The organism is Microcystis aeruginosa FD4 (assembly GCF_009792235.1).
GTDB classification, from domain to species: Bacteria; Cyanobacteriota; Cyanobacteriia; order Cyanobacteriales; family Microcystaceae; genus Microcystis; species Microcystis viridis.
In genome coordinates this window covers 4275144-4294046 of record NZ_CP046973.1, presented here as the reverse complement: position 1 = coordinate 4294046, position 18903 = coordinate 4275144, and the positions used below count along the sequence as shown (strand labels likewise).

Here is an 18903-nt window from a genome sequence, read left to right as displayed (position 1 = left end):
CCCCACCCGTTGGATTGCGTATCTTTGACAAAAGCGGGTGCTATTTTATACCCAGAAAAAGTGTACTATGCTGACGTGAAAAAACCTGAGTTTTTGCTAACCTAGAAATAGCTCTAATCAGAGCCAATATCTTTGGGCGAAGCTTAGAGATTAATCTAGTTAAACTCACTCGTGACGTTATCTTATTGTCGTCTGTTGCCTATTAGCTTTCAGGTGATAACTCGGAGGCAGAGATTTAGTACAAAAGTTCTAACTTCCTCATCTGCATCCCCAGCGTTCCCGTGTAGTCTTAACGAGTAATTTTATCCCAGAGATGTTATCGTTAAAGCGGTCAAATGGCCGAACGTCCTAGAGGATTTTCGGGAAAGAGCATTTGCCCTCTCGTAATCTCAGATAGAACCTTATGAATCAATCAATCGAAGGTAAAGCCATGGTCGATGCTGATGTATCAGATTATACCACAAATAAAATAATTGTGTCTAATTGGATCGCCCCTTGGTCGAAAGGCAATCGGAAAAACCCGTCACCGCAACCAAAATGGGATTTATGGCAACCCCTGCGGCAACGAATTGATCGCCTAGAGATTAATACACCCGCACTAGCTCACAGGATTTGTCGTCTAATTCCGGCTCAATGTCCCTTTGCGCGGAAAATTACCCTATTTAGCTGGACAATTCTAGAGATTCCGCCCCTTTGCAAGCTAAATCCCCTCTACGAAAACCTAATGATGTTAAGATTTCGCGCTCTTTCTTACCTTGCCGATGAATGTGGAGAGGATATCGGTGCTTACTGCTAAAATGGGAGAGTGTCTTTAATCGCCACACCTATGGCCATCATCGCTCTGAAAGCTTGGTATCTGGACAAATACGAACCTATCCGCGAGGTTGTCAAACGTCCCCACGACTTGCGCTTAAGTCGCAATAGTCTCTTAAAATCGGGTTTAAGAGCCGATTTTCTCGATGATAGTCTGACGATACAGGGTTCTGTCTGGTTCCAACGCTATCTAGAAGGGGAAAGGGTGGAATTTTACCTCGAAGGTAGTGGCGGTTACGTCATCTCCAATATTGACCTGATTTCCCAAGAAATTTACTTTACTAAACAAGACCTCAGCACTTGGCTGGATCCCATCATTTATTTTAGCTCCCAAAGCCAATTTAAGGACTCTAGCACCGCTTTAAAAACAGTTTTGACCGAAACCGTCGAAAATCTTAATAAACGCTCCCGTTTGCCCTTAACCGTGGAAGAAACGCCTCGAACTGAGGGCAATGTCACCAGATTGAGTGATAGTCAATTACGCAAAATTCGCAAAAGTTTATTATTTATTGCTGATGCTACGGCGATTAGCCAAAAGGAAACGGAATTACTGCCCAGTCCCCTAGTGGGTGTAGAATTGGGTTATGCGATCGCTTGTAAACAGGGCGGACAAATTCTGCTAACCTATCAAAATCGAGCGGAATTAAAGGGTAAACTAGCTTTTGACCTGCCAAGCTACCAAAAATTAATTTTCTCGGATATTAGCGAATTGCGTCTCACTTTCCCGCCTTTAATGGCAACTTTATTACAAAAATTCAATCTGATTAGTTAAAAAAAATGAGTAGAAAAGCTGACGAGTACGCCGTACATTTGTTCTTAAGCAGCGGACACCGCGAGGAAGTCCGTTTTTTGACTATCCAAGAATTTCAAAAGTGGTACAGTAACGAATTAGTTCCGAAAGCCGATTCCCTCGATTTTATCAATGTTCCGATCAGAAATATCCAAGGGGAATATATGGTTTTACGTCCGGCTAGTATCATTGCTATTCGCGTGGAACCCGTCTTTTTTGGCAGTGTGGAAAGAATATAATTTGCCGTTATCCCGAAAAAAGATAGTTAGATGGCGAGAATTTCAGAGATTATTGATAATTCTCTCAATATCGGCTTGAATTTGATTGCTGACTTTGCCTTGCCAGCGTTCTTTTAATTCCCTTAATCCCACTTCTGCGTATTGACAGATCTTATCTAAAACTTCTTTGCCGTCGCTGGGTTGAGGATAGGAATTCTTTTTACAGATAATATAAATTCCTGCGGTTAAAGCTAAAATAACTTCTGGATCGATTTGGCTAATAGTAATTAAATCTTGTCGATTGCTCAGAGTGGTTCCGTAGATACTGAAGTCTTGTTTAATGGCAAAAGCAGCGGCGAATAAATAAGCATCTACCATGCGCTCAAAGGTTTTATTATCTTTTAGTACCTGTAGATAATTTCTGGAAGTTTCTGAGGCATAAATCTTCAAACTGGGATCGATTCTCTGCATTACTAACTCTCCATCATTTCAATCACGGAAGCATCTTCATCGGCAGTCAAACGGTGTATTTTGAAAATATCGGTAGTGTGGGGACGCAGCAGATTTAAAAGTGGATCGGAAAGATCGCGATCCGTCGCTAAAATAATTACTTGGGAGTTTAAATTAGGTAGAGAGTTAATAATATTTTTTCGATGTTCTTTGTCTAAATGTCCAAAAGGTGTATCCATAATTAGGGGGACACAAGTATCAGTTATTTGATTTAAACCGGTGATAAAAGCAAAGGCTAAAGCTTCCTTTTCTCCTGCACTTAAGACATCGGGATGTAATAATTTTCCCGTGATGGTACGGATTCCTAGAGTGTATTCGGGGGTGATTTCTACTCCTCTATATTCCTCTGGTTTGTTGGTTACTTGTAAATAGCGATCGCTGGTTACTTGAGTAATCATTTTTTGGGAATTATCGATATGCCATTCGATTAATTCGTTAGTGGCATTTTTTAAACCTCTGGCCATTTTAACCTGATTAGATAACATCAATGTGGTTTGATTTTCCCTAGCTAAAATTTCCACTTCTTTGCGTAAATTTTCTAATTCCTTTTCTTTGGTTTCAATGTCCTTTTGCAAGCGTTCGCTCCTTTCTTCAATCTCCTTAACTTTTCGTTCCGATTCGTCAACTTTTCGCCAAATCTCCCTCACCGAGTCTTGATCTATTCCCGTGCTTTCCTGTTTTAGCTGTTTAATATGTTGATTAACTTCTTCGATTTCTTCTTCTAAATGATCTCTTTGTAAAAGTAATTGACTATAATTGCTAAATTTAGCATTATCTCGGATAATTCCCTGTAAATCAATGCTAAGTTGCTCTTTTTCTATTCTGGTGGTGTTGTCCACTTCTAAGGACTCTAGTTCGGCAATTTGTTGAAGGATAAAGTCACGAGAATTTTTATCTAAACAACGACCACATAGACAGCTTTCGTCGTCAAGTATTGCTTTTAAAACTGCTGTAGAATTAGTTTTATAGGTGCTTTTTAAGCTCGTAACTTGCCAATCATCGACCATTTCCTGCACAAAGTTAATCAGCAAAGGTATCGAAGCTTTTTTTAACCAAGAATCGATAGACTTTTGCAGGTTATTTAACTGAGTTTGTAAACCGATACGCTTTTTCTCTAAGTTATGAATTTCCTCTAATTTTTCTCGTAAACTTTTAATCTGAGCGGCTTTTTCTTGAGCATCCTGATGGATAATCATAGCATTTTTTCCCTCATCTTTAGCGTTTTTACGCTGACCTTGTTTAAGATCAATTTCTTCTTCTAATTCTCGTAATTGTTGCGTCTTATCTCTCAAAGGTTGACTGGTTCCCTCTGCTTTATTTAAACGGTTTTCTAATTCTTGCAAGGCTTTTTCTGCATCATCGCGCAGATTTCTTAATTCCGGGATACCCAAAACCTTTTCAATTGCTTCTTTTGCTTCTTTAGTTTGAGTTATCTGGGTATATTGTTCAATTTTTAAGCCATCAAAACAGAAAAAATCTCGAATAGATTTAGGAAGCAATGCTTCGATATATTCCCTAGAGTTACTTCCTTTCATGGTTCCATCTTCATAAAATAATGCTTCCTCTACGCTGGGATAAGAAGTGCTACCATTAACGTTTAATTTCGCTGTGCGACTGATAAAGTAATTTTTATCGTTTTTAGTAAAATTTAATTCTACCCGCATTTCTATTGCCGGTGAAGAATCACCCTTACCTCGATAAAAATAGGTTTTCAGAGTCTCTTTAGATACAATATCTCCCCCGTAGAGACACCATAAAATCGCTGCCATCAGAGAAGTTTTACCGTGGCCATTATTACCGAAGATAATCTGAATTTTTCTGTGGGGATGCAGGTTAAAAGTAATATTTTGACTAGGGTAACATTTCCAATTAGTTAAGCGAATTTGTTTCAGTCTCAAAGTCATAGAGTTTATTTATTGTGAGGAGTCGGTATATTTTTCGATAAGTTTGACAATTTTAGGTGATAGCCGCCGATTTTTTAGAGCAATTTTCTCCACTTCTAAAATCATCGCTTCCTTGAGCAGTTGGGGAGGTATCTCATATTTTTGTGCCAGTTCTTTAATTTTAGCAGTTATGTCCATGGATTTTCTGGGGGTTAGGGGTTGGGGAGTGGGGATTGTCAAGTCTTAATTCTTATTTGACAAGAGATACCTTGATGATGAGAAATTTTATAACAGATCTGAGTAGGTAAGGCCATAGCAACTTACAGCCTTTGTCATCAACAGGAAGTATAACCTAATTTGGTATTGACGACTGACTACCCAAAAGGAAAACTTCGTACTTCACCATTAAGATAACTGCTATAAGCTGATCTACTCTCAACCTTATACAAAAAGACCATAAAAGCTAAAATAGATAGCTGACAGTGATTCTGAACACAATAGCAATATAGACTAAACCGCCTTGTATTATCGTCTTCTTCTTGATTTTAATACCCTAGAAAACGGGTTAATTGCCTTAACATCCGAACAAAGTCATTATCTTAAAAAAGTTGTTCGTTTAAAATCCCATGACCGTTTTATTGCCCTAAATGGACAAGGACAAGCGTGGTTAGCGGAAATAATTGATAATTCGGCCCATCTTTTAGAAGCGATCAACGAAACTAGCGAACTACCAGTACAAGTGAATTTAATGGTAGCAATTCCCAAAAATGGCTTTGATGATATTGTTCGCGCTGCCACCGAATTAGGAGTTTATCGGATTATCCCGCTGCTGACAGAACGCAGTTTAGTTAATCCTAGTCCTCAAAAAATCGACCGTTGGCGAAAAATTGTCCGGGAAGCTGTAGAACAATCAGAAAGACAGATTATTCCCATTATCGAAGAACCACAACCATTTTTAGCAATCCTTAACCGGGGAGTTAGCCCAGGGACAACTTGTTATATTGGTGTTACCCGTAGAACAGTGGCCTCGCTACTTTCTCAATTACAAACATCAACCGAGATAACCATTGCCATCGGACCGGAAGGGGGATGGACGGAGGCAGAAATAGAACAAGCGATCGCTGCTGATTTTATGCCTGTATCACTGGGAAAACGCATTTTGAGAACAATTACCGCTCCCTTAGTGGCTCTCGCTATCATTAACGCCTATTTAGACAGCTAATTGACCAGAGTTTTTATGATCAAAGAAATTGCTGAAGCGATCGCTCGTCAAGACTATCAAACTGCCACCCGTCTTGTCAACGACTTCCAGACCCTAGAAAACGATAACCCTTGGCTCAAATTCTACCAAGCGCGTTTAAACGAAATCACGGGAGAAATAGCCATAGCAGGGCAAGAATACCGAAAAATGTTGAGATTAACCGCTAATCCTCAACTTATCGCCCAAATTCGTCAAGGCATCGCCCGCTTAGAAGCGATTGAACGGGTGGAAGTTGAACAGCAACAACAACAGCGACAGGCTGCCCTCAAAAAAGCCAAAACCAACCCTAGTAATCGAGAAATGGGGCTTTTAATCCTTGAACCAGTGGATAACCAAGAAAAACAGCCCTTAGCTCTAAAATTTGCTCAAATATTTAAAATAGATGCCTATAGCGCCCGCTTACAAATCCCTAGTCGTTCGTGGCGCTTGTATCGAGTCGGGGCGATGGCAGAATTAGAAGTATATGTTGACGACTTGCGAAAAGAAGGAATCCCCTGTTTTTGCAGGTCAATTACAGCGATTAATCGGCCTAGGGTCTATTTAGCCCGATATTTCCAGACTATTCAACCAGAAGCCACCCTAGTCTATCAATCTTCCCATAGCGACCTAACCGCAAGTATAACTTTTGATTGGTCGGAAGTTACCGCCGTGGTAGCGGGAATCTTGCCGATTTTTGGGGAATGCGTCGATATGGATGCGCGCCGCCATCAAGTGAGAAAAATTAGTATTCTTGATTATGCCCAGATTATTGATCTACATTTGAAAAAACAGGATTTAATTATCCGTATTTGCGATCGCCATTACCACTTTCAAGCGGGGATTACTTTTTCCGACCACCAACAAAGTCGGGAAAGACAGACCACCAATCGGGATAACTGGAATCATTTCGCTTCTTACCTAAAACAACAACTAGCAGCAGTTCCCCTGTGGTCAGATTTTCCACCTTTTGCCGAAACCACCGCCGATTTTTACGAATTACTGCCCATGGTCGCTCCTCATTTAGACTTATTACGCATTGAAGACACCTACTGGGACACCGCCTTTCAACTCTATAGCACCCTCATCTTCCTCGAAAAAACTCCCCCTACCGCAACTTTATGACCCCTAGTAGCCCTTCTAACCCCTCTTTCCACTGGTTTAACCCCTATCCCCAGCAAGACAGCGATTTACTGGCACAAATCGGCTTTATCCCCGGTTTTAAAGAATTTCTCACCCTGCGACAGGTTCACGCCTTGGAACACGCCACCGTCTGGGTATTAAGCGAAATGGCTGCCCGTCGTCAATCGCCTTTTGACCATTCCCTAGCGGATAACGAGGCCCTGGGGGGACTCTCCACCGATAGGGGTTTTTATCTCTACGGACAAATTAATACAAACGAACTGCAAATTGCAGCCAAACAGGCACTCCATCGTCTCAAAAATGGCGAGGGGCAATTGGCATTACATCCGCGTTGTGGCACCAATTTATCGGTAACTTTAGCCTTAACCGCCGGCTTAGTCTTAGGAACTCATCTTATCTTCCCCAGAGGTCCGATTTCTCAGTTATTAGGCTTAGGTTTAGCCACCGCCACCGCTTTTCAAATCGGGCCAGATGTGGGAATGTCGGCCCAAAAATACCTGACCACAGCCATTCCCTTTAACTTAACAATCGTTAACATTACACCAAAGCCAGACCTATGGGGACGTTCGGGGCATTTTGTCCAAACAGAGTGGCAAGATTTGCAATAAAACTTAAAGTAAAAACCCTTTCGGCAAACTCGCTCTGATTGTAACCTGTTAACTAAACCCTAAAAAAAACAACACCTATGCATGTAATCGAACGCGGAGCCAAAGTTAGAATCAAACGTAAAGAGTCTTACTGGTACAACGATGTGGGAACCGTAGCCAGTGTTGATAAAAGTGGTATCCTCTATCCCGTTATCGTCCGTTTTGACACTGTTAACTACGCCGGTTTTAGTGGCAGCGCCAGTGGACTGAATACCAATAACTTCGCTGAAAGTGAATTGGAACTCGTTCAAGCTGCCCCCGCTAAGAAAAAAGCTGCGTAAAATTCGGCCTATCATCACCAACTGACTGACAGGAATTCTCTCTTGTCGGTCGGTTTTTTATAGCTATCAGCCTTAAATCAGTGATCAGTGATCAGTTATCCGTTATCAGATATAAGTTTTCAGTTCACTGATTACTGTTTACTGTTTACTGATAACTGAAAAAACTTCCCGTCCTCTCAAACCAGATACTTTAGTAATCCAGTCCCTTTTATCGCCAAAATATACCAAAATTGTCAAGTAAAATTGTCGAGAAATAAACATGAATTCACAAGAATGCTAGAAACTATTTAAAACTTATTAAAATAGTTGATATCCAGTAAAAAATTACATCTAAATTTGTCAAGAAATACCTCTTATCTGTTGAAAATATTCTCACCATTACCTTTGATGAAATTGTCGAAATTGTCTGGGCAGTGAACCAGTTTAATCAACTTCTTAATCTCCCCACTTGCCGCTAAATTGATTCCCGTTCACTTCACCCAGGGGAAGGGAGGGACTTCTGGCGAGATTTGAGTTAAACTAGAAAGGTTGACTATTGACAAACATCGATCGCACAGGAGTAAATTATGTCTAGAGTCTGTACTATGACGGGGAAAAAGGCCAATAACGCCTATGCGGTGTCCCACTCCCACCGTCGCACCAAAAAATTACAAGAAGCTAACCTACAATGGAAAAGAGTTTGGTGGTCGGAAGGCAACCGTTGGGTAAAACTACGCCTTTGCACCAAAGCTATCAAAACCATTGAAAAGAAAGGATTAGCCGTCTTCGCTAAAGAAGTAGGCTTAAACTTGAATTTGTACTAAGCGAGTAGTTCGGGAGTCGAGACGAATCGGCTGTATCGTTGACTCCTGTGCTTTTGATTATTAAGTATTGCAACAGGGCGTGATGTGGGGTGAAAACTACCCTTAAGATTAAAAACTTAAAACGACCTGTTCAGGAGAATTTCAATGTATTCAACCCTATTAATGGCCGCCACTGTCGTGCAAGGTTCCAGCGAATGGAGTCCCAAAGTGGCGATTGTCATGATTATCTGCAATATTCTCGCTATTGCTTTCGGTAAAGCGACTATTCAACAACAAAATGTCGGTCCTGCTTTACCTTCCCCCGCTTTATTCGGTGGTATGGGATTAGGCGCTTTACTAGGTACTACCAGTTTTGGTCATGTCCTCGGCGCCGGTGTTATCCTCGGTCTCTCCCGTCTCGGAGTTATCTAAATAGGGTTTGATTTTCTCAATCGGTGGCCAAAAGTCACCGATTTCTTTTGTTAAAAATTCTCGACTATACAATCAATATGACTGGGTGCATCTTATCTTGGTGACTTTCTCTCTCCTATAGGTGAGCAGCAGAAGTTATTAAAAGAGGGCGAATGCCATTCGCCCCTACAATAATATTATCGCACCAATGGTGGGGGCGCATCGCGTGCGCCAAAATGTAATATAGATATTTCGACCAAATTGAGATGCACCCATTATGACTTTACCTCAAAAAAATTCTTTTTGGTACGATGAGCGATTTCAGAAGATTTTTCTACAGGTAATTATCCTGCTAATTGTCTGCCTAATTTTCTGGTTTTTTGGCCGCAATTTAGTGATTAATTTCCAACGCTTACGCTTAAGTTTTGGCTTTGGCTTTCTCTTTGACCCCGACCGACCAGCTTCTTTTGCGATTGGTGACTCTCCTATTGCCTACAGTCCTACCGATACCTATTTTCGCGCTCTTTTGGTGGGATTAGTTAATTCCCTTCGCATTATGATTACTGGCATATTTTTGGCGATTAGTCTGGGAATAGTCATCGGGTTAGGTCGCTTGTCGGATAATTGGTTAATTCGTCAGTTGGCAACAATTTATGTGGAAACTATTCGCAATACTCCTTTATTATTACAATTATTTTTCTGGTATTTTGCTGTATTTCTGAAACGGCCGAAGCTTGAGGACTCTCTAGAGGTTTTTGGCAGTGTATTTTTAAATAACTCAGGAGTCTATTTACCTTTTCCCGCTAATAGTTTCAGGACAGGGTTAGCCTTAGCTATAATTATTTTAGGAATAATTCTCTCAGTATTTTTATCCCTAAAAAATAAACTTAGTTTATGTCTAACTAGCCTACTAATCCTAGTTATAATTCCTCCAATCTGGGGTTGACAATGGCAAAGTCCCCACGTTAATCCTATTAATCAAAATATTGACTTTGGTTTACATCTTTCTTCTGAGTTTGCCACCCTCTTAATCGGTTTAACTGTTTATACAGCTGCCTTTATCGCGGAAACAGTACGGGGGGGGATTCAATCGGTTAATCCGGGACAATGGGAAGCAGCTAAAGCCTTGGGATTAAAACCTTTATTAGTGATGAGATTAGTGATTTTTCCCCAAGCTTTGCCAGTGATTATTCCTCCTTTAACTAATGAATGTTTAAACCTTGTTAAAAACTCTAGTTTAGCGATCACTATCGGTTATAATGATATTTATGCTATCTCTAGTACCATCGCTAATCAGACAGGAAAAGCTGTAGAAATGTTAATAGTAGTTATGGCAACCTATTTATTCTTTAATCTGGTGATTTCCTTGACTATGAATCAATTAAACAAACGGGTCCAAATTCAGGAAAGGTAGGGTGTGTTAGCGAGCGCGTAACGCACCGAATCGCACCAAAAGGTAGCGTAACGCACCAGAATTGAGTGATAAATTAATTAATGAGCATTAGCAGAATATAAAGCGGTGATAATTGCTGTCACCGCAGGACTAAGACTAGATAAAACCACCACAGAAGCGGTGGCAATGATGATAGTAGTAGCCATTCTCACCATACCATCTGTACCTTTTTGATAGGCATCAAATTTATAATCTATGCGGTCAATTTTTTGACCTATTTCATCTCGCCACTTACTGAATGCGTCCTGTGATTGGCTGAATTTTTCTTGCAAATCACTAACTTCATCACTTAATTGAATCAACGCCGCTCTGATGTCATCATTACTGGGATTTTCGGGAATTTGCATGACCTTGATTAGCAATTAACTAACAACCGCCTATATTATAGCAGTTCTTAGCCATAAATTACAATTTTTTATCAGGAGGAGGAGTCAATCGCCAGCGCACTAAAAAACTATCAATACTTTCTAAACATTCCAAGTCATCTTTAGGTAAATAAGAATCTTTTGACAAGAAAGAAAAAGCCTGTTTAAACTCTTGACTATTAGCTTGAATTGGACTAGCAAAATGACAAGGAATAACCTGTTTAATCGGCCATTGGGAAATTCGTTCAACCCATTGACTAACCTCGTCAGTGGTGCGATTAAGAATCAAAGTTTGCAAAATTGGCGCGACTATTAACCTCCCCTCTCGACGCAAATTTAAAAAAGTTTTTTGCCAATCATCACCCCATTGAAAAGGGAATAAACCAAAATAGGCTTTTTTACTCCTTTCCTTAGCAGTAAAAGCATCTCTAAACACCTTAATCCAATTGGGAACAGCTAAAACAGGAGGTTGAAAATAAAGAGCAAAAAGACAAATTCTTTGCCAACCCCGACGGCGATTTTCTGGGGTATCCTCCACCAGATCCTTAGCAGTATTTTTAGCATGAAACAGCAGAGGATAGGGGTCTAATTCTAAAATAGCAGGAGGATTTTCTGGGATAGAAATAATTCCATCGGTCAGCAGTAGAGTTTGAGAGTAGTGATGAAAAAAAGCCACTTCCGAGAAGTACCCCACATTTAGATCGATTGCGGGTAAAATTTCATAACTAAAATCTTTTCCTAAAGGAGTGGTTGCCGAGTCAGCAGGTAAAATTTCTGTTCGTTTTGCCGGTAAACCCAACCAACTCAAAGGTAAATTAAGAGGAAAACTCCATTGATTAGGAGCAACATAAACTATAGCCTTAGGAAAATAACGGGCAAAAGGACCCACAAAAACCTTATGTTCAATCCCAGAAATCGTCGGCAAAATAATATATTTAACTTCCCCGTGTTCACTTTCCAACTCACGCATTAAGCGAATACATTCCGGAGTCGGGGCCACTGGTGCATAAACAAATAAACCCCCAGATGCTAACTTAATTACCGTCATGCGAATCGGCACAACCACATAAAAAATACCCTGCAATTGCTCAAATGTCCAGAGCGTATCTTTCACCACTTCTTGGCGAATTGTCCGTCTTTGACCGTAGGGATAAAGTGGTACAATTGGCCAAAAAGGCCATGATAAATCTTGCGGACTAATTGCGGCTTTTGTCATCGTCTGATTCTATGGCTGAAAATCTCTATTTTAGTTATCATAAACCCTTCTAATCCCCATGACTAATAAACTGCCCATTGATTCTTTGGTCAATACTTGGAATAGTCTCACGGGGGAAGTGATGAAAAGACTCCCCATCGACCAGTTGACTAATACTGTCCTCCAGTGGTTTAGTGTCAGTGATAGTCAAGTGGCGGAAATTTTAGAAAAAGTCCGTCAAGAATTACCCACCACCGAGGCGCTGTTAATCGGTAAACCGCAAACGGGAAAAAGTTCGATTATTCGGGGAATAACGGGAGTTTCGGCGGAAATCGTCGGGCAAGGTTTCCGTCCCCACACCCAGAACACCCAGCGCTACACCTACCCCGCAGAAGATTTACCCCTGTTGATTTTTACCGATACGGTGGGGTTAGGGGATGCCTATCAACACACAGACACGGTAATCGCGGAATTATTAGCAGATTTAGCTGAAAATACGGGACGCGCCCAGGTTTTTATCGTGACGGTAAAAATTGATGATTTTGCCACCGATAGCCTTCTGGAAATTACCAAACAACTACGGCAAAAATATCCTAAAATCCCCTGTTTACTGGCTATAACCTGCCTTCATCAGCTTTATCCTCCTAATAACGCCGATCATCCCCCTTATCCTCCCGATTTCGAGGATATCAATCGCGCCTATCAAGAAATTAAAGAAACTTTTAAGGATTTATACGACAATTCTGTGCTAATAGACTTTACCCTAGAGGAAGACGGTTACAACCCTGTTTTTTACGGTTTAGAGGCATTTAGAGACAATTTAGCTGATTTATTGCCAAAAGCCGAAGCTAACACCATCCACCAACTTTTAGATCGGGAAACCAGCGATAAATTAGGCCATCTCTATCGGGACGTGGCCCGACGCTATATGTTAGCCTTTTCCGTCATAGCGGCGACCTTGGCGGCGATTCCCTTACCCTTAGCGACTATGCCCGTGTTAACCGCCCTACAAGTGTCAATGGTGGGGGTTTTAGGCAAATTATACGGTCAAGTCTTAACCCCATCCCAAGCTGGTGGAATCGTCAGTGCGATCGCAGGCGGCTTTTTAGCCCAGGCCATCGGTCGGGAATTGGTGAAATTTATCCCCGGTTTTGGCAGTGTCATCGCCGCTTCTTGGTCCGCTGCCTATACCTGGGCCCTAGGAGAGGGTGCTTGTGTCTATTTTGGCGATTTAATGGGGGGTAAAAAACCCGATCCTCAGAGGATTCAACGGGTGATGAAAGAGGCTTTTTCCGCTGCCCAAGAAAGATTTAAAAATGTCGCTAGGGGCGAGTAAAATTGGACTTAGAACAATCTAAATAATTTTCGGTTTATTAGATTTGTGTAGTTTTGTAGCGCCCATTCTGCGTCTGATAAACGCAAAGCTAATTCAAGACGAGCCGCAAAATCGATGAGAATATGTTCCTGTAATTGAGAGGCAACACGTATAACTTTTTCAAGTCTTGTAGATATTATCCTAGCATTTCTTTTTAAGAGTCCTAATTTTTGTCTGCCAAAGTACATATAAATCATGAATGTGCAAAAAACGATAGGTATTATAATTAATGACCTTGTTGCTGTTGTGTTATCTATGAAATGATAAAATAAATGAAAATAAATGAAAATTACTAAAGAATATATTAACAACGAAACAGTTAAAAATCTTTGTTGTTTATCTATCTCTTCACAGATGTTGAGGAGTTTTTCCGCGTATTCATTTAACAAAGAGATAATCAGCTTTCTGTCTTCATCACTATAACTGTTCCGTGGATATTGTTCTTTATCGATAGCCATTGACTTACTTCTCCTGAACGTTCAATGAGATTTGAAAAAGAGACTTGATCGCATTAAGGAAATACCTAAAATTGGCAACTTTTAATCGTTGATCATAACCTTGGGTAGTTGGTATCAGTAACTCATTATCTCCTGAAAGAAAGTTTTCCATTACTAATGAGGTAGAGCGATATTCATGAATAAAATTGTTTGCTCCTCGCTTATTACGAATATTTTGGATAAGTTGTTCATAGGTTCCCTCAACATAGTGTTTATTAACCTCTAACCTGTTGTTCCACCATAGATCCTGCTTGGTAACTAAAGTAATTACTATGGTTTTTCTTTGATCAGCAATTGAGAAGTGTGGCTCTATTCTTCTTAAAACATCTAACTCTCGATTACGACAAACTGCCGCATATTCTCTTAGAAATTCCTCTAAAGTCATACCACTTTGATACAGCCGGTGCTGAGTATAGCTAAACTCTCCAAAGGATTGATAACCCCATGACACCACATGAATAATTAGCTTAATTTTTCCACCGACCAAAGTTCTTAAAAGATCATCCCAAGTATCTTCTCGACGCTTTTGGCCGGGGGCAACTATTACTGAGCCAATCTTATTACTTTCCAGCTTGTACTGTTCAATTGATATTGACTCTTGATAAGTTTGCAGGAGACCGCTTAACTCAAACTCACCCGATAATAGCTTACCGAGGGTACTTTTACCCGTGCCACCAGCACCAAAAATTGCAATTTTTAATTCTCCATTCTTCAATAAATTAAAAATTCTCTTAAATGTGGGAAATAGTTTCTCCGAAATCTCAATTACGCCTACACCTGTACCAATTGCCCCAATGGTTTCAACAAACATAATTGACTTCCATAGGGTTACTAAATTAGTTTAACTTAATTGATCAACTTCGGTGATTTTATGGTACTGCCAGCCCTAATCTGGATTGGGACATATTGCGATATTTCTGTCTAACCGAATTGATCTGATCCAGAATTACACACCCAGTATAACAGACTGAAGAAATCTATCGGCCATCAGAAACGAGAATAATAGCGATCGCATCTGTTCAGGCCGAAGTCTGACTCCTCACCTAACGGTCTAATGTATCAGACTTATCTGAAATGACTATAACTTTTGGATACGATGCACAATTATCATCCATATCTTGATTCAGCAACGCCTAAAACTGTTAGAATAGGTCAAATCAATTAACTAGAGGCCCTATGTTAGCTCTAACCTATCCACACATAGAAAAAAGTGACGACCAACCCGCACATTTACAAAGATTACCGCGTATCCGCGTTGCTCAAATTGTCATGGACTACATCGCCTATGGTTGGTCGGTAGAAGAAATCTGTCGTCAACACCTTTATTTAACCCTAGCCGAAGCTCATGCAGTCATGGGTTACTATTTTGACCATCAAGAAGAAATTGACCAAGAAATCACCCTGGAATGGCAACAAGTACAAGAAAATATGACCAATCAAGCTGCCAAGTCGCCTTTTTATGTTCGTATGAAAGCAAAAGGGCTACTGTAAATGACTATTGCCTTGTACATGGATGTTCATGTTCCCCAAGCAATTACCGAACAGTTGCGTCGCCGAGGCATAGATGTATTAACAGCATTTGAAGACGGAACCGAACAACTACCTGATGATCAACTTTTGCTAAGAGTAACTGAGCTTAAGCGCATTCTCTTTACCCAAGACATTCGCTTTAGAGTTTTAGCCGAAACTTGGCAACTAAAAGGCAAACCGTTTTCAGGTTTAATTTTTGGTCATCAACTTGGAGGCACTATTGGTCAATTTGTCAAGGATTTAGAATTGATTGCTAAGGCCTCTGAACCTGACGAATGGTTCAATACAGTTGAATATATCCCGTTCAAGTAATAGACAAAACATATCAAAAATGTGCCATCAGTTTCAGTGAGTAGTCGTATAATGGCTTTATGCAGTTTGATTGGGATAAAAATAAGGCAGAACGCAATCTATCAAAGCAGCCAGTCTCATTTGAGGAAGCAAAAACTATTTTTGATGATCCTCTCTATGTTGAATTCTACGCTCCAGATCATTCTGAAAATGAGGATCGTTATCTTCTCGTTGGACAGTCAAACCGAGGACGATTGTTGATTGTATCCTATACCGAAAGGGGTAACTTAATACGTCTCACTAGCGCAAGAGAAGTGACAAAAACCGAGCGAGAAACCTATGAACAGGGATAAGTCAGGAATGGAAGATGATTTACGGGCAGAGTATGACTTCAAGAGCCTTCGAGTCAGAAAGTTAGGCCCTGGAAGAAAAAGTTTTGGTGGAGTTACTGTACGGTTAGAACCTGATGTGGCAGAAATGTTTCCTAGTGCTGATGCAGTTAATGAGGCACTACGATTCTTAATTAGGACTTGCTGAATAAATGTGAAATGTAGGCAAGGTAAGGGTTTTGTGGCTTTACGAGCGAAACAGGTGCAAGATTTTGAGAGAATCGTGCTTCAAAACCTTGCGTCTTCATCGGCCCGCGTCCTGTAGGGGCGAAGCATTCGGGCAATAACCTATCGGTGAAACCATAGATTTTCTATCCGAATGCTTCGCCCGTACTTTTTGCTGCAAACCCTAATTAGAGTGATGCGAGATAATCAGGCTCTTGCTCCAACGGCAGCGGCTAAAAATTCAGAGGTAGCCGAAGATTAAAACGATTGCTAAATAGTCAAAAGTGCCTCAAGGTGATAGCGTTGTAGTACCTTAAACCCTATACTTTACCCACAGTTAAAAACGAAAGGAAAAAGGCAGTAAATCCGAGAGATGAAAACGATAATTTTGCTGATTTCCACAGATAATAATCTCCGCTTGCGGCGCTAATTCGGCTATCCATTGACGACAAGCCCCGCAGGGAGTTAACTGACTAATATCATCCTTATCTACCCCATCGATACAGGCTATAGCGATCGCCCGTACTTCTTGATCGCCCGCCGCGATTATTTGCGCTAAAGTTGCCCTTTCCGCGCACAAACTCAAGCCATAACTAGCGTTCTCTACATTAGTACCAGCATAAATCTTTTTATTTGTCAAGACCGCTGCCCCCACCCGAAAACCGGAATAGGGAGAATAGGAAAGTTTCGCCACTTCCCGAGCAGTGTCGCAGAGTTGTTGTCTTTCTTGGTCAGATAGGGTCATCGGCTGCCGATAGCAGGGAGAGGGGAGAAGGGAGTAGGGAGAGGGTAGAAAAAAGCCGAATCCTGACTCCTAAATACTGACTCCTAACCCAATGGTAGATGTTGGATTGTTGCGGGAGTTCTATTTTCCGACAAAGATAAGCAAAAATTATTTATTGACTGCAAAAACTTGAGAATATTTAAATTAACATTCCGCAATATTTATAAATTCTTAAGAATTAATTGAGAAAGATTTTTATTTAACAACGATGTTATGAAGGTTACAGCGATTTGATACAATTTCATAATCGGCTATTCTGTGCTTTTTTGGACGGCAATGGTTGAAACCCTTGCCACACCTAAAAGGTGATCCTAATTAAGACGGGTCAATCAGTCAATTTCACCCACAACGATGATCTTTTTTTTATGTAGTTTTATTGCAAAAAAAAAGTTTTTTTGACAAAAAGCACAAAGTATGATAGGAACCAACGTATTTCTGGCTGCGAGTAATTATTGTAGAGAGGGGAGAAAAAAGCCGAATACTGACTCCTAACCCCATCAACAAACTTTTTCAGCCAACCCTATAGCGGTTCCTGATTGGATGAAGTACAGCAGATGCCTTACTGGATAAGCGTTACAGTCATCTGTATGTGCCTCACGCCAACGAGAACCGCTATAACTTACCACTTAACATTTCCCTGACGATTTTAGCGGTAGCGGGGGCCAATAAAACCCCGTTGCGGTAGTGTCCCGTGGCCAGAATAACGTTATCGTATCCGGGCAAATACTCGATAATGGGAGCGGATTTTTTCTCCGGTCGCGGTCGCTTACCGGACCAAGTACGCACGATCGCACCCGCAGCCAAAGAGGGACAAAAAGCGATCGCCTTTTGATACACTTGTTCTAACAAGGCAGTATCGGGGATAATTTCGCCCTTTTCGTCCATAAATTCCACCGTTGCTCCAATCCAGTATTCTGCTCCGGCCAAAGGCAGAATATGCAGGTCATTTCCCGTTAAAATCGGCTTAAAATCGGAACTTTCTAAAGGCTGCGTCAATTTTATCTGTAAAGCTTGCCCTAAAACCGGTCGGATCTCCACTGGATGGGTAAGAGTTTCAGTTAAAGCAGTGGAACCGATTCCCGCAGAAAGAACCAAAAAGTCGATTTCCTCTATACCATTAGAACTATAAACATGGGTACATTGCCTCAAACTAGAGCTATGAAGCTCTGTCTTCCCGAAATTTTCAACTTTTACCCCAAATTGACATTTTCCCCCCCTTCTTGCCGCAGCAGCGACGAGAGCCTCCGTGAGCAGGACCGGATTAATTTGATGATCACTGGGGGAGTAGATAGCACCCTGGAGATGCTCGCTGGCCACTTGGGGACATTTTTGGTTTAAAGTCTCTTTATCCCAGATTTCTAGACAATATCCCTGTTCTTGGCGGATTTGCGCTAACTTGCGCCAATTTTCTTCGTCTTCGGCACTCGATCGCAGGAGGACAATGCCATCACGGTTACAGGGAATAGTCAGTCCAGTGAGGGATTCTAGCTCAGGAAGGAGGGTTTCGTAACGTTTTAAACTTTCTTGCCGCAGTTTCCAGGCTCTACCTTTAGTTTTATGGCTGATAATCCCCATTAAAATCCCTAAAGCTGCCCCGGTTGCTCCTTGTCCCGGTTTTTTTTCATCGATGAGGGTAATTTCTAATCCTTCGATGGCGCTTAATTCGTAGGCAATGGTGGCCCCTACTATCCCCGCACCGATGATGACAATTTTAGTCATAAACTCCAGAGGCTATTTTTCTAGTGGGAATAGGACTAAAAAAGGGTTGAACAGGTTTCAACCCCGATAATTAATTACAGAACCCGGAAAATAAAAGGATAACGGAAAACCTTATAAGCATCTTTCCAGACTTGCAGGATAGCAAGAATGGGGAGAACAATGTTCACCACACCAAGAATCGCTAAGAGCAAATAACCGATTAAAACCCAAACTAGAATCCCGGCAATTAGGTAGTATAACCACATATTCAGGTGAAAGTTTAAAGCTTCTTTGGCGTTTTCCTTCACCGTTCCATCATCAGAAATGAAATAAATAGCTAAAGGAATCCCCACCGATACCAGCGTAGCACTCAAAAAGATCGAGGCATGACAAGCCACGGATAGGAGTCTTTTTTTGGTTAAATCTTCACTCATGACCATCGGGTT

At 41.0% G+C, this 18903-nt stretch carries 24 protein-coding genes and 1 pseudogene; 15 read left to right on the top strand and 10 right to left on the bottom strand.

All coding sequences use genetic code 11. The features are described 5' to 3' along the window. Window positions 1-403: 403 nt before the first annotated feature. Genes GQR42_RS21310 through GQR42_RS21300 form a run of 3 tightly spaced genes read left to right on the top strand, consistent with a single transcriptional unit; the run spans window position 404 to window position 1842 of the window. On the top strand, window positions 404-796 hold the full coding sequence (locus tag GQR42_RS21310; RefSeq protein ID WP_158201519.1) for a Mo-dependent nitrogenase C-terminal domain-containing protein: 393 nt from the start codon (window positions 404-406) through the stop codon (window positions 794-796). A gap of 30 nt (window positions 797-826) precedes the next feature. Continuing rightward, window positions 827-1585 carry a hypothetical protein gene (locus GQR42_RS21305; protein ID WP_158202541.1) on the top strand — a complete coding sequence of 253 codons (759 nt, stop codon included), beginning with the start codon at window positions 827-829 and terminating at the stop codon, window positions 1583-1585. A gap of 5 nt (window positions 1586-1590) precedes the next feature. Then, window positions 1591-1842 carry a hypothetical protein gene (locus GQR42_RS21300; protein WP_158201518.1) on the top strand — a complete coding sequence of 84 codons (252 nt, stop codon included), beginning with the start codon at window positions 1591-1593 and terminating at the stop codon, window positions 1840-1842. Window positions 1843-1884: 42 nt separating this feature from the next. Here GQR42_RS21300 and GQR42_RS21295 read toward each other — a convergent pair whose 3' ends face one another. Genes GQR42_RS21295 through GQR42_RS27960 form a run of 3 tightly spaced genes read right to left on the bottom strand, consistent with a single transcriptional unit; the run spans window position 1885 to window position 4412 of the window. Then, window positions 1885-2292, bottom strand: a complete 408-nt coding sequence (locus GQR42_RS21295; protein ID WP_002760723.1) for a hypothetical protein — start codon at window positions 2290-2292, stop codon at window positions 1885-1887. Window positions 2293-2294: 2 nt separating this feature from the next. Then, the gene (locus tag GQR42_RS21290) at window positions 2295-4235 is read right to left on the bottom strand and encodes an AAA family ATPase (RefSeq protein WP_158201517.1); all 1941 of its coding nucleotides are present in this window, start codon (window positions 4233-4235) and stop codon (window positions 2295-2297) included. A 9-nt stretch (window positions 4236-4244) separates the two neighbouring features. Next, window positions 4245-4412 (bottom strand): hypothetical protein, encoded by a 168-nt coding sequence (locus GQR42_RS27960; protein ID WP_199273225.1) that lies wholly within the window; start codon window positions 4410-4412, stop codon window positions 4245-4247. Between the two features lie 322 nt (window positions 4413-4734). Here GQR42_RS27960 and GQR42_RS21285 point away from each other — a divergent pair, with 322 nt between their 5' ends. From GQR42_RS21285 to GQR42_RS21255, 7 genes and pseudogenes are all read left to right on the top strand, one after another. Then, complete coding sequence (locus tag GQR42_RS21285; RefSeq protein WP_158201516.1) at window positions 4735-5436, top strand: 16S rRNA (uracil(1498)-N(3))-methyltransferase; 702 nt, start codon at window positions 4735-4737, stop codon at window positions 5434-5436. A gap of 15 nt (window positions 5437-5451) precedes the next feature. Further along, window positions 5452-6576, top strand: coding sequence for a tetratricopeptide repeat protein (locus GQR42_RS21280; protein ID WP_158201515.1), 1125 nt, complete (start codon window positions 5452-5454; stop codon window positions 6574-6576). After that, a complete protein-coding gene (locus GQR42_RS21275) occupies window positions 6573-7202 on the top strand; it encodes a DUF6391 domain-containing protein (protein WP_158201514.1) in 630 nt (209 codons plus the stop codon). The genes GQR42_RS21280 and GQR42_RS21275 overlap by 4 nt, the downstream gene beginning before the upstream one ends. Window positions 7203-7279: 77 nt before the next feature. Further along, a complete protein-coding gene (locus tag GQR42_RS21270; protein WP_158201513.1) occupies window positions 7280-7522 on the top strand; it encodes a photosystem I reaction center subunit IV in 243 nt (80 codons plus the stop codon). A 566-nt stretch (window positions 7523-8088) separates the two neighbouring features. Then, a complete protein-coding gene (rpmB, locus tag GQR42_RS21265) occupies window positions 8089-8325 on the top strand; it encodes a 50S ribosomal protein L28 (protein ID WP_158201512.1) in 237 nt (78 codons plus the stop codon). Window positions 8326-8469: 144 nt separating this feature from the next. Continuing rightward, window positions 8470-8736, top strand: coding sequence for a photosystem I reaction center subunit PsaK (psaK, locus tag GQR42_RS21260; RefSeq protein ID WP_158201511.1), 267 nt, complete (start codon window positions 8470-8472; stop codon window positions 8734-8736). A 256-nt stretch (window positions 8737-8992) separates the two neighbouring features. Next, window positions 8993-10129, top strand: a pseudogene (locus tag GQR42_RS21255) (amino acid ABC transporter permease). Window positions 10130-10206: 77 nt separating this feature from the next. Here the strand turns inward: GQR42_RS21255 and GQR42_RS21250 are convergent. Further along, entirely contained in the window at window positions 10207-10515 is a 309-nt protein-coding gene (locus tag GQR42_RS21250) for a hypothetical protein (RefSeq protein WP_002798015.1), read from the bottom strand. A gap of 58 nt (window positions 10516-10573) precedes the next feature. Next, window positions 10574-11749 carry a DUF4336 domain-containing protein gene (locus tag GQR42_RS21245; RefSeq protein ID WP_158201510.1) on the bottom strand — a complete coding sequence of 392 codons (1176 nt, stop codon included), beginning with the start codon at window positions 11747-11749 and terminating at the stop codon, window positions 10574-10576. Between the two features lie 58 nt (window positions 11750-11807). Here GQR42_RS21245 and GQR42_RS21240 point away from each other — a divergent pair, with 58 nt between their 5' ends. Then, entirely contained in the window at window positions 11808-13064 is a 1257-nt protein-coding gene (locus GQR42_RS21240) for a YcjF family protein (RefSeq protein ID WP_158201509.1), read from the top strand. Between the two features lie 8 nt (window positions 13065-13072). Here the strand turns inward: GQR42_RS21240 and GQR42_RS21235 are convergent, their stop codons facing one another. Together GQR42_RS21235 and GQR42_RS21230 are read right to left on the bottom strand one after the other, a co-directional pair. After that, on the bottom strand, window positions 13073-13561 hold the full coding sequence (locus tag GQR42_RS21235; RefSeq protein WP_158201508.1) for a hypothetical protein: 489 nt from the start codon (window positions 13559-13561) through the stop codon (window positions 13073-13075). 4 nt (window positions 13562-13565) lie between these two features. After that, window positions 13566-14411 (bottom strand): ATP-binding cassette domain-containing protein, encoded by an 846-nt coding sequence (locus tag GQR42_RS21230; protein WP_158201507.1) that lies wholly within the window; start codon window positions 14409-14411, stop codon window positions 13566-13568. Window positions 14412-14776: 365 nt separating this feature from the next. On the opposite strand from GQR42_RS21230, the gene GQR42_RS21225 reads away from it, so the two are divergent. From GQR42_RS21225 to GQR42_RS29050, 4 genes are read left to right on the top strand one after another with little or no spacing between them, the layout of a single operon-like run. Next, window positions 14777-15091, top strand: coding sequence for a DUF433 domain-containing protein (locus tag GQR42_RS21225; RefSeq protein WP_158201506.1), 315 nt, complete (start codon window positions 14777-14779; stop codon window positions 15089-15091). Beyond that, window positions 15092-15442: a DUF5615 family PIN-like protein gene (locus GQR42_RS21220; RefSeq protein ID WP_002793499.1), complete on the top strand. Its 351-nt coding sequence runs from the start codon at window positions 15092-15094 to the stop codon at window positions 15440-15442. A gap of 59 nt (window positions 15443-15501) precedes the next feature. Beyond that, window positions 15502-15774, top strand: coding sequence for a BrnT family toxin (locus GQR42_RS21215; RefSeq protein ID WP_158201505.1), 273 nt, complete (start codon window positions 15502-15504; stop codon window positions 15772-15774). Beyond that, entirely contained in the window at window positions 15761-15958 is a 198-nt protein-coding gene (locus GQR42_RS29050) for a hypothetical protein (RefSeq protein WP_158201504.1), read from the top strand. The genes GQR42_RS21215 and GQR42_RS29050 overlap by 14 nt, the downstream gene beginning before the upstream one ends. 354 nt (window positions 15959-16312) lie before the next feature. Here GQR42_RS29050 and cdd read toward each other — a convergent pair whose 3' ends face one another. From cdd to GQR42_RS21195, 3 genes are all read right to left on the bottom strand, one after another. Next, the gene (gene cdd, locus GQR42_RS21205; RefSeq protein ID WP_158201503.1) at window positions 16313-16720 is read right to left on the bottom strand and encodes a cytidine deaminase; all 408 of its coding nucleotides are present in this window, start codon (window positions 16718-16720) and stop codon (window positions 16313-16315) included. Window positions 16721-17371: 651 nt separating this feature from the next. Beyond that, the gene (locus tag GQR42_RS21200) at window positions 17372-18478 is read right to left on the bottom strand and encodes an NAD(P)/FAD-dependent oxidoreductase (RefSeq protein ID WP_158201502.1); all 1107 of its coding nucleotides are present in this window, start codon (window positions 18476-18478) and stop codon (window positions 17372-17374) included. Window positions 18479-18552: 74 nt separating this feature from the next. After that, a complete protein-coding gene (locus GQR42_RS21195) occupies window positions 18553-18897 on the bottom strand; it encodes a DUF4870 domain-containing protein (RefSeq protein WP_158201501.1) in 345 nt (114 codons plus the stop codon). Between the last annotated feature and the right edge of the window lie 6 nt (window positions 18898-18903).

Coding starts and splice junctions, on each gene's coding strand:
- GQR42_RS29050 (WP_158201504.1), top strand. CDS start 15,761: ATGAACAGGGATAAGTCAGGAATGGAAGATGATTTACGGGCAGAGTAT.
- GQR42_RS21235 (WP_158201508.1), bottom strand. CDS start 13,561: ATGGCTATCGATAAAGAACAATATCCACGGAACAGTTATAGTGATGAA.
- GQR42_RS21240 (WP_158201509.1), top strand. CDS start 11,808: ATGACTAATAAACTGCCCATTGATTCTTTGGTCAATACTTGGAATAGT.
- GQR42_RS21310 (WP_158201519.1), top strand. CDS start 404: ATGAATCAATCAATCGAAGGTAAAGCCATGGTCGATGCTGATGTATCA.
- GQR42_RS21270 (WP_158201513.1), top strand. CDS start 7,280: ATGCATGTAATCGAACGCGGAGCCAAAGTTAGAATCAAACGTAAAGAG.
- cdd (WP_158201503.1), bottom strand. CDS start 16,720: ATGACCCTATCTGACCAAGAAAGACAACAACTCTGCGACACTGCTCGG.
- GQR42_RS21220 (WP_002793499.1), top strand. CDS start 15,092: ATGACTATTGCCTTGTACATGGATGTTCATGTTCCCCAAGCAATTACC.
- GQR42_RS21250 (WP_002798015.1), bottom strand. CDS start 10,515: ATGCAAATTCCCGAAAATCCCAGTAATGATGACATCAGAGCGGCGTTG.
- GQR42_RS21280 (WP_158201515.1), top strand. CDS start 5,452: ATGATCAAAGAAATTGCTGAAGCGATCGCTCGTCAAGACTATCAAACT.
- GQR42_RS21295 (WP_002760723.1), bottom strand. CDS start 2,292: ATGCAGAGAATCGATCCCAGTTTGAAGATTTATGCCTCAGAAACTTCC.
- GQR42_RS21225 (WP_158201506.1), top strand. CDS start 14,777: ATGTTAGCTCTAACCTATCCACACATAGAAAAAAGTGACGACCAACCC.
- psaK (WP_158201511.1), top strand. CDS start 8,470: ATGTATTCAACCCTATTAATGGCCGCCACTGTCGTGCAAGGTTCCAGC.
- GQR42_RS21305 (WP_158202541.1), top strand. CDS start 827: ATGGCCATCATCGCTCTGAAAGCTTGGTATCTGGACAAATACGAACCT.
- rpmB (WP_158201512.1), top strand. CDS start 8,089: ATGTCTAGAGTCTGTACTATGACGGGGAAAAAGGCCAATAACGCCTAT.
- GQR42_RS21195 (WP_158201501.1), bottom strand. CDS start 18,897: ATGGTCATGAGTGAAGATTTAACCAAAAAAAGACTCCTATCCGTGGCT.
- GQR42_RS21230 (WP_158201507.1), bottom strand. CDS start 14,411: ATGTTTGTTGAAACCATTGGGGCAATTGGTACAGGTGTAGGCGTAATT.
- GQR42_RS21290 (WP_158201517.1), bottom strand. CDS start 4,235: ATGACTTTGAGACTGAAACAAATTCGCTTAACTAATTGGAAATGTTAC.
- GQR42_RS21275 (WP_158201514.1), top strand. CDS start 6,573: ATGACCCCTAGTAGCCCTTCTAACCCCTCTTTCCACTGGTTTAACCCC.
- GQR42_RS21245 (WP_158201510.1), bottom strand. CDS start 11,749: ATGACAAAAGCCGCAATTAGTCCGCAAGATTTATCATGGCCTTTTTGG.
- GQR42_RS21215 (WP_158201505.1), top strand. CDS start 15,502: ATGCAGTTTGATTGGGATAAAAATAAGGCAGAACGCAATCTATCAAAG.
- GQR42_RS21200 (WP_158201502.1), bottom strand. CDS start 18,478: ATGACTAAAATTGTCATCATCGGTGCGGGGATAGTAGGGGCCACCATT.
- GQR42_RS27960 (WP_199273225.1), bottom strand. CDS start 4,412: ATGGACATAACTGCTAAAATTAAAGAACTGGCACAAAAATATGAGATA.
- GQR42_RS21300 (WP_158201518.1), top strand. CDS start 1,591: ATGAGTAGAAAAGCTGACGAGTACGCCGTACATTTGTTCTTAAGCAGC.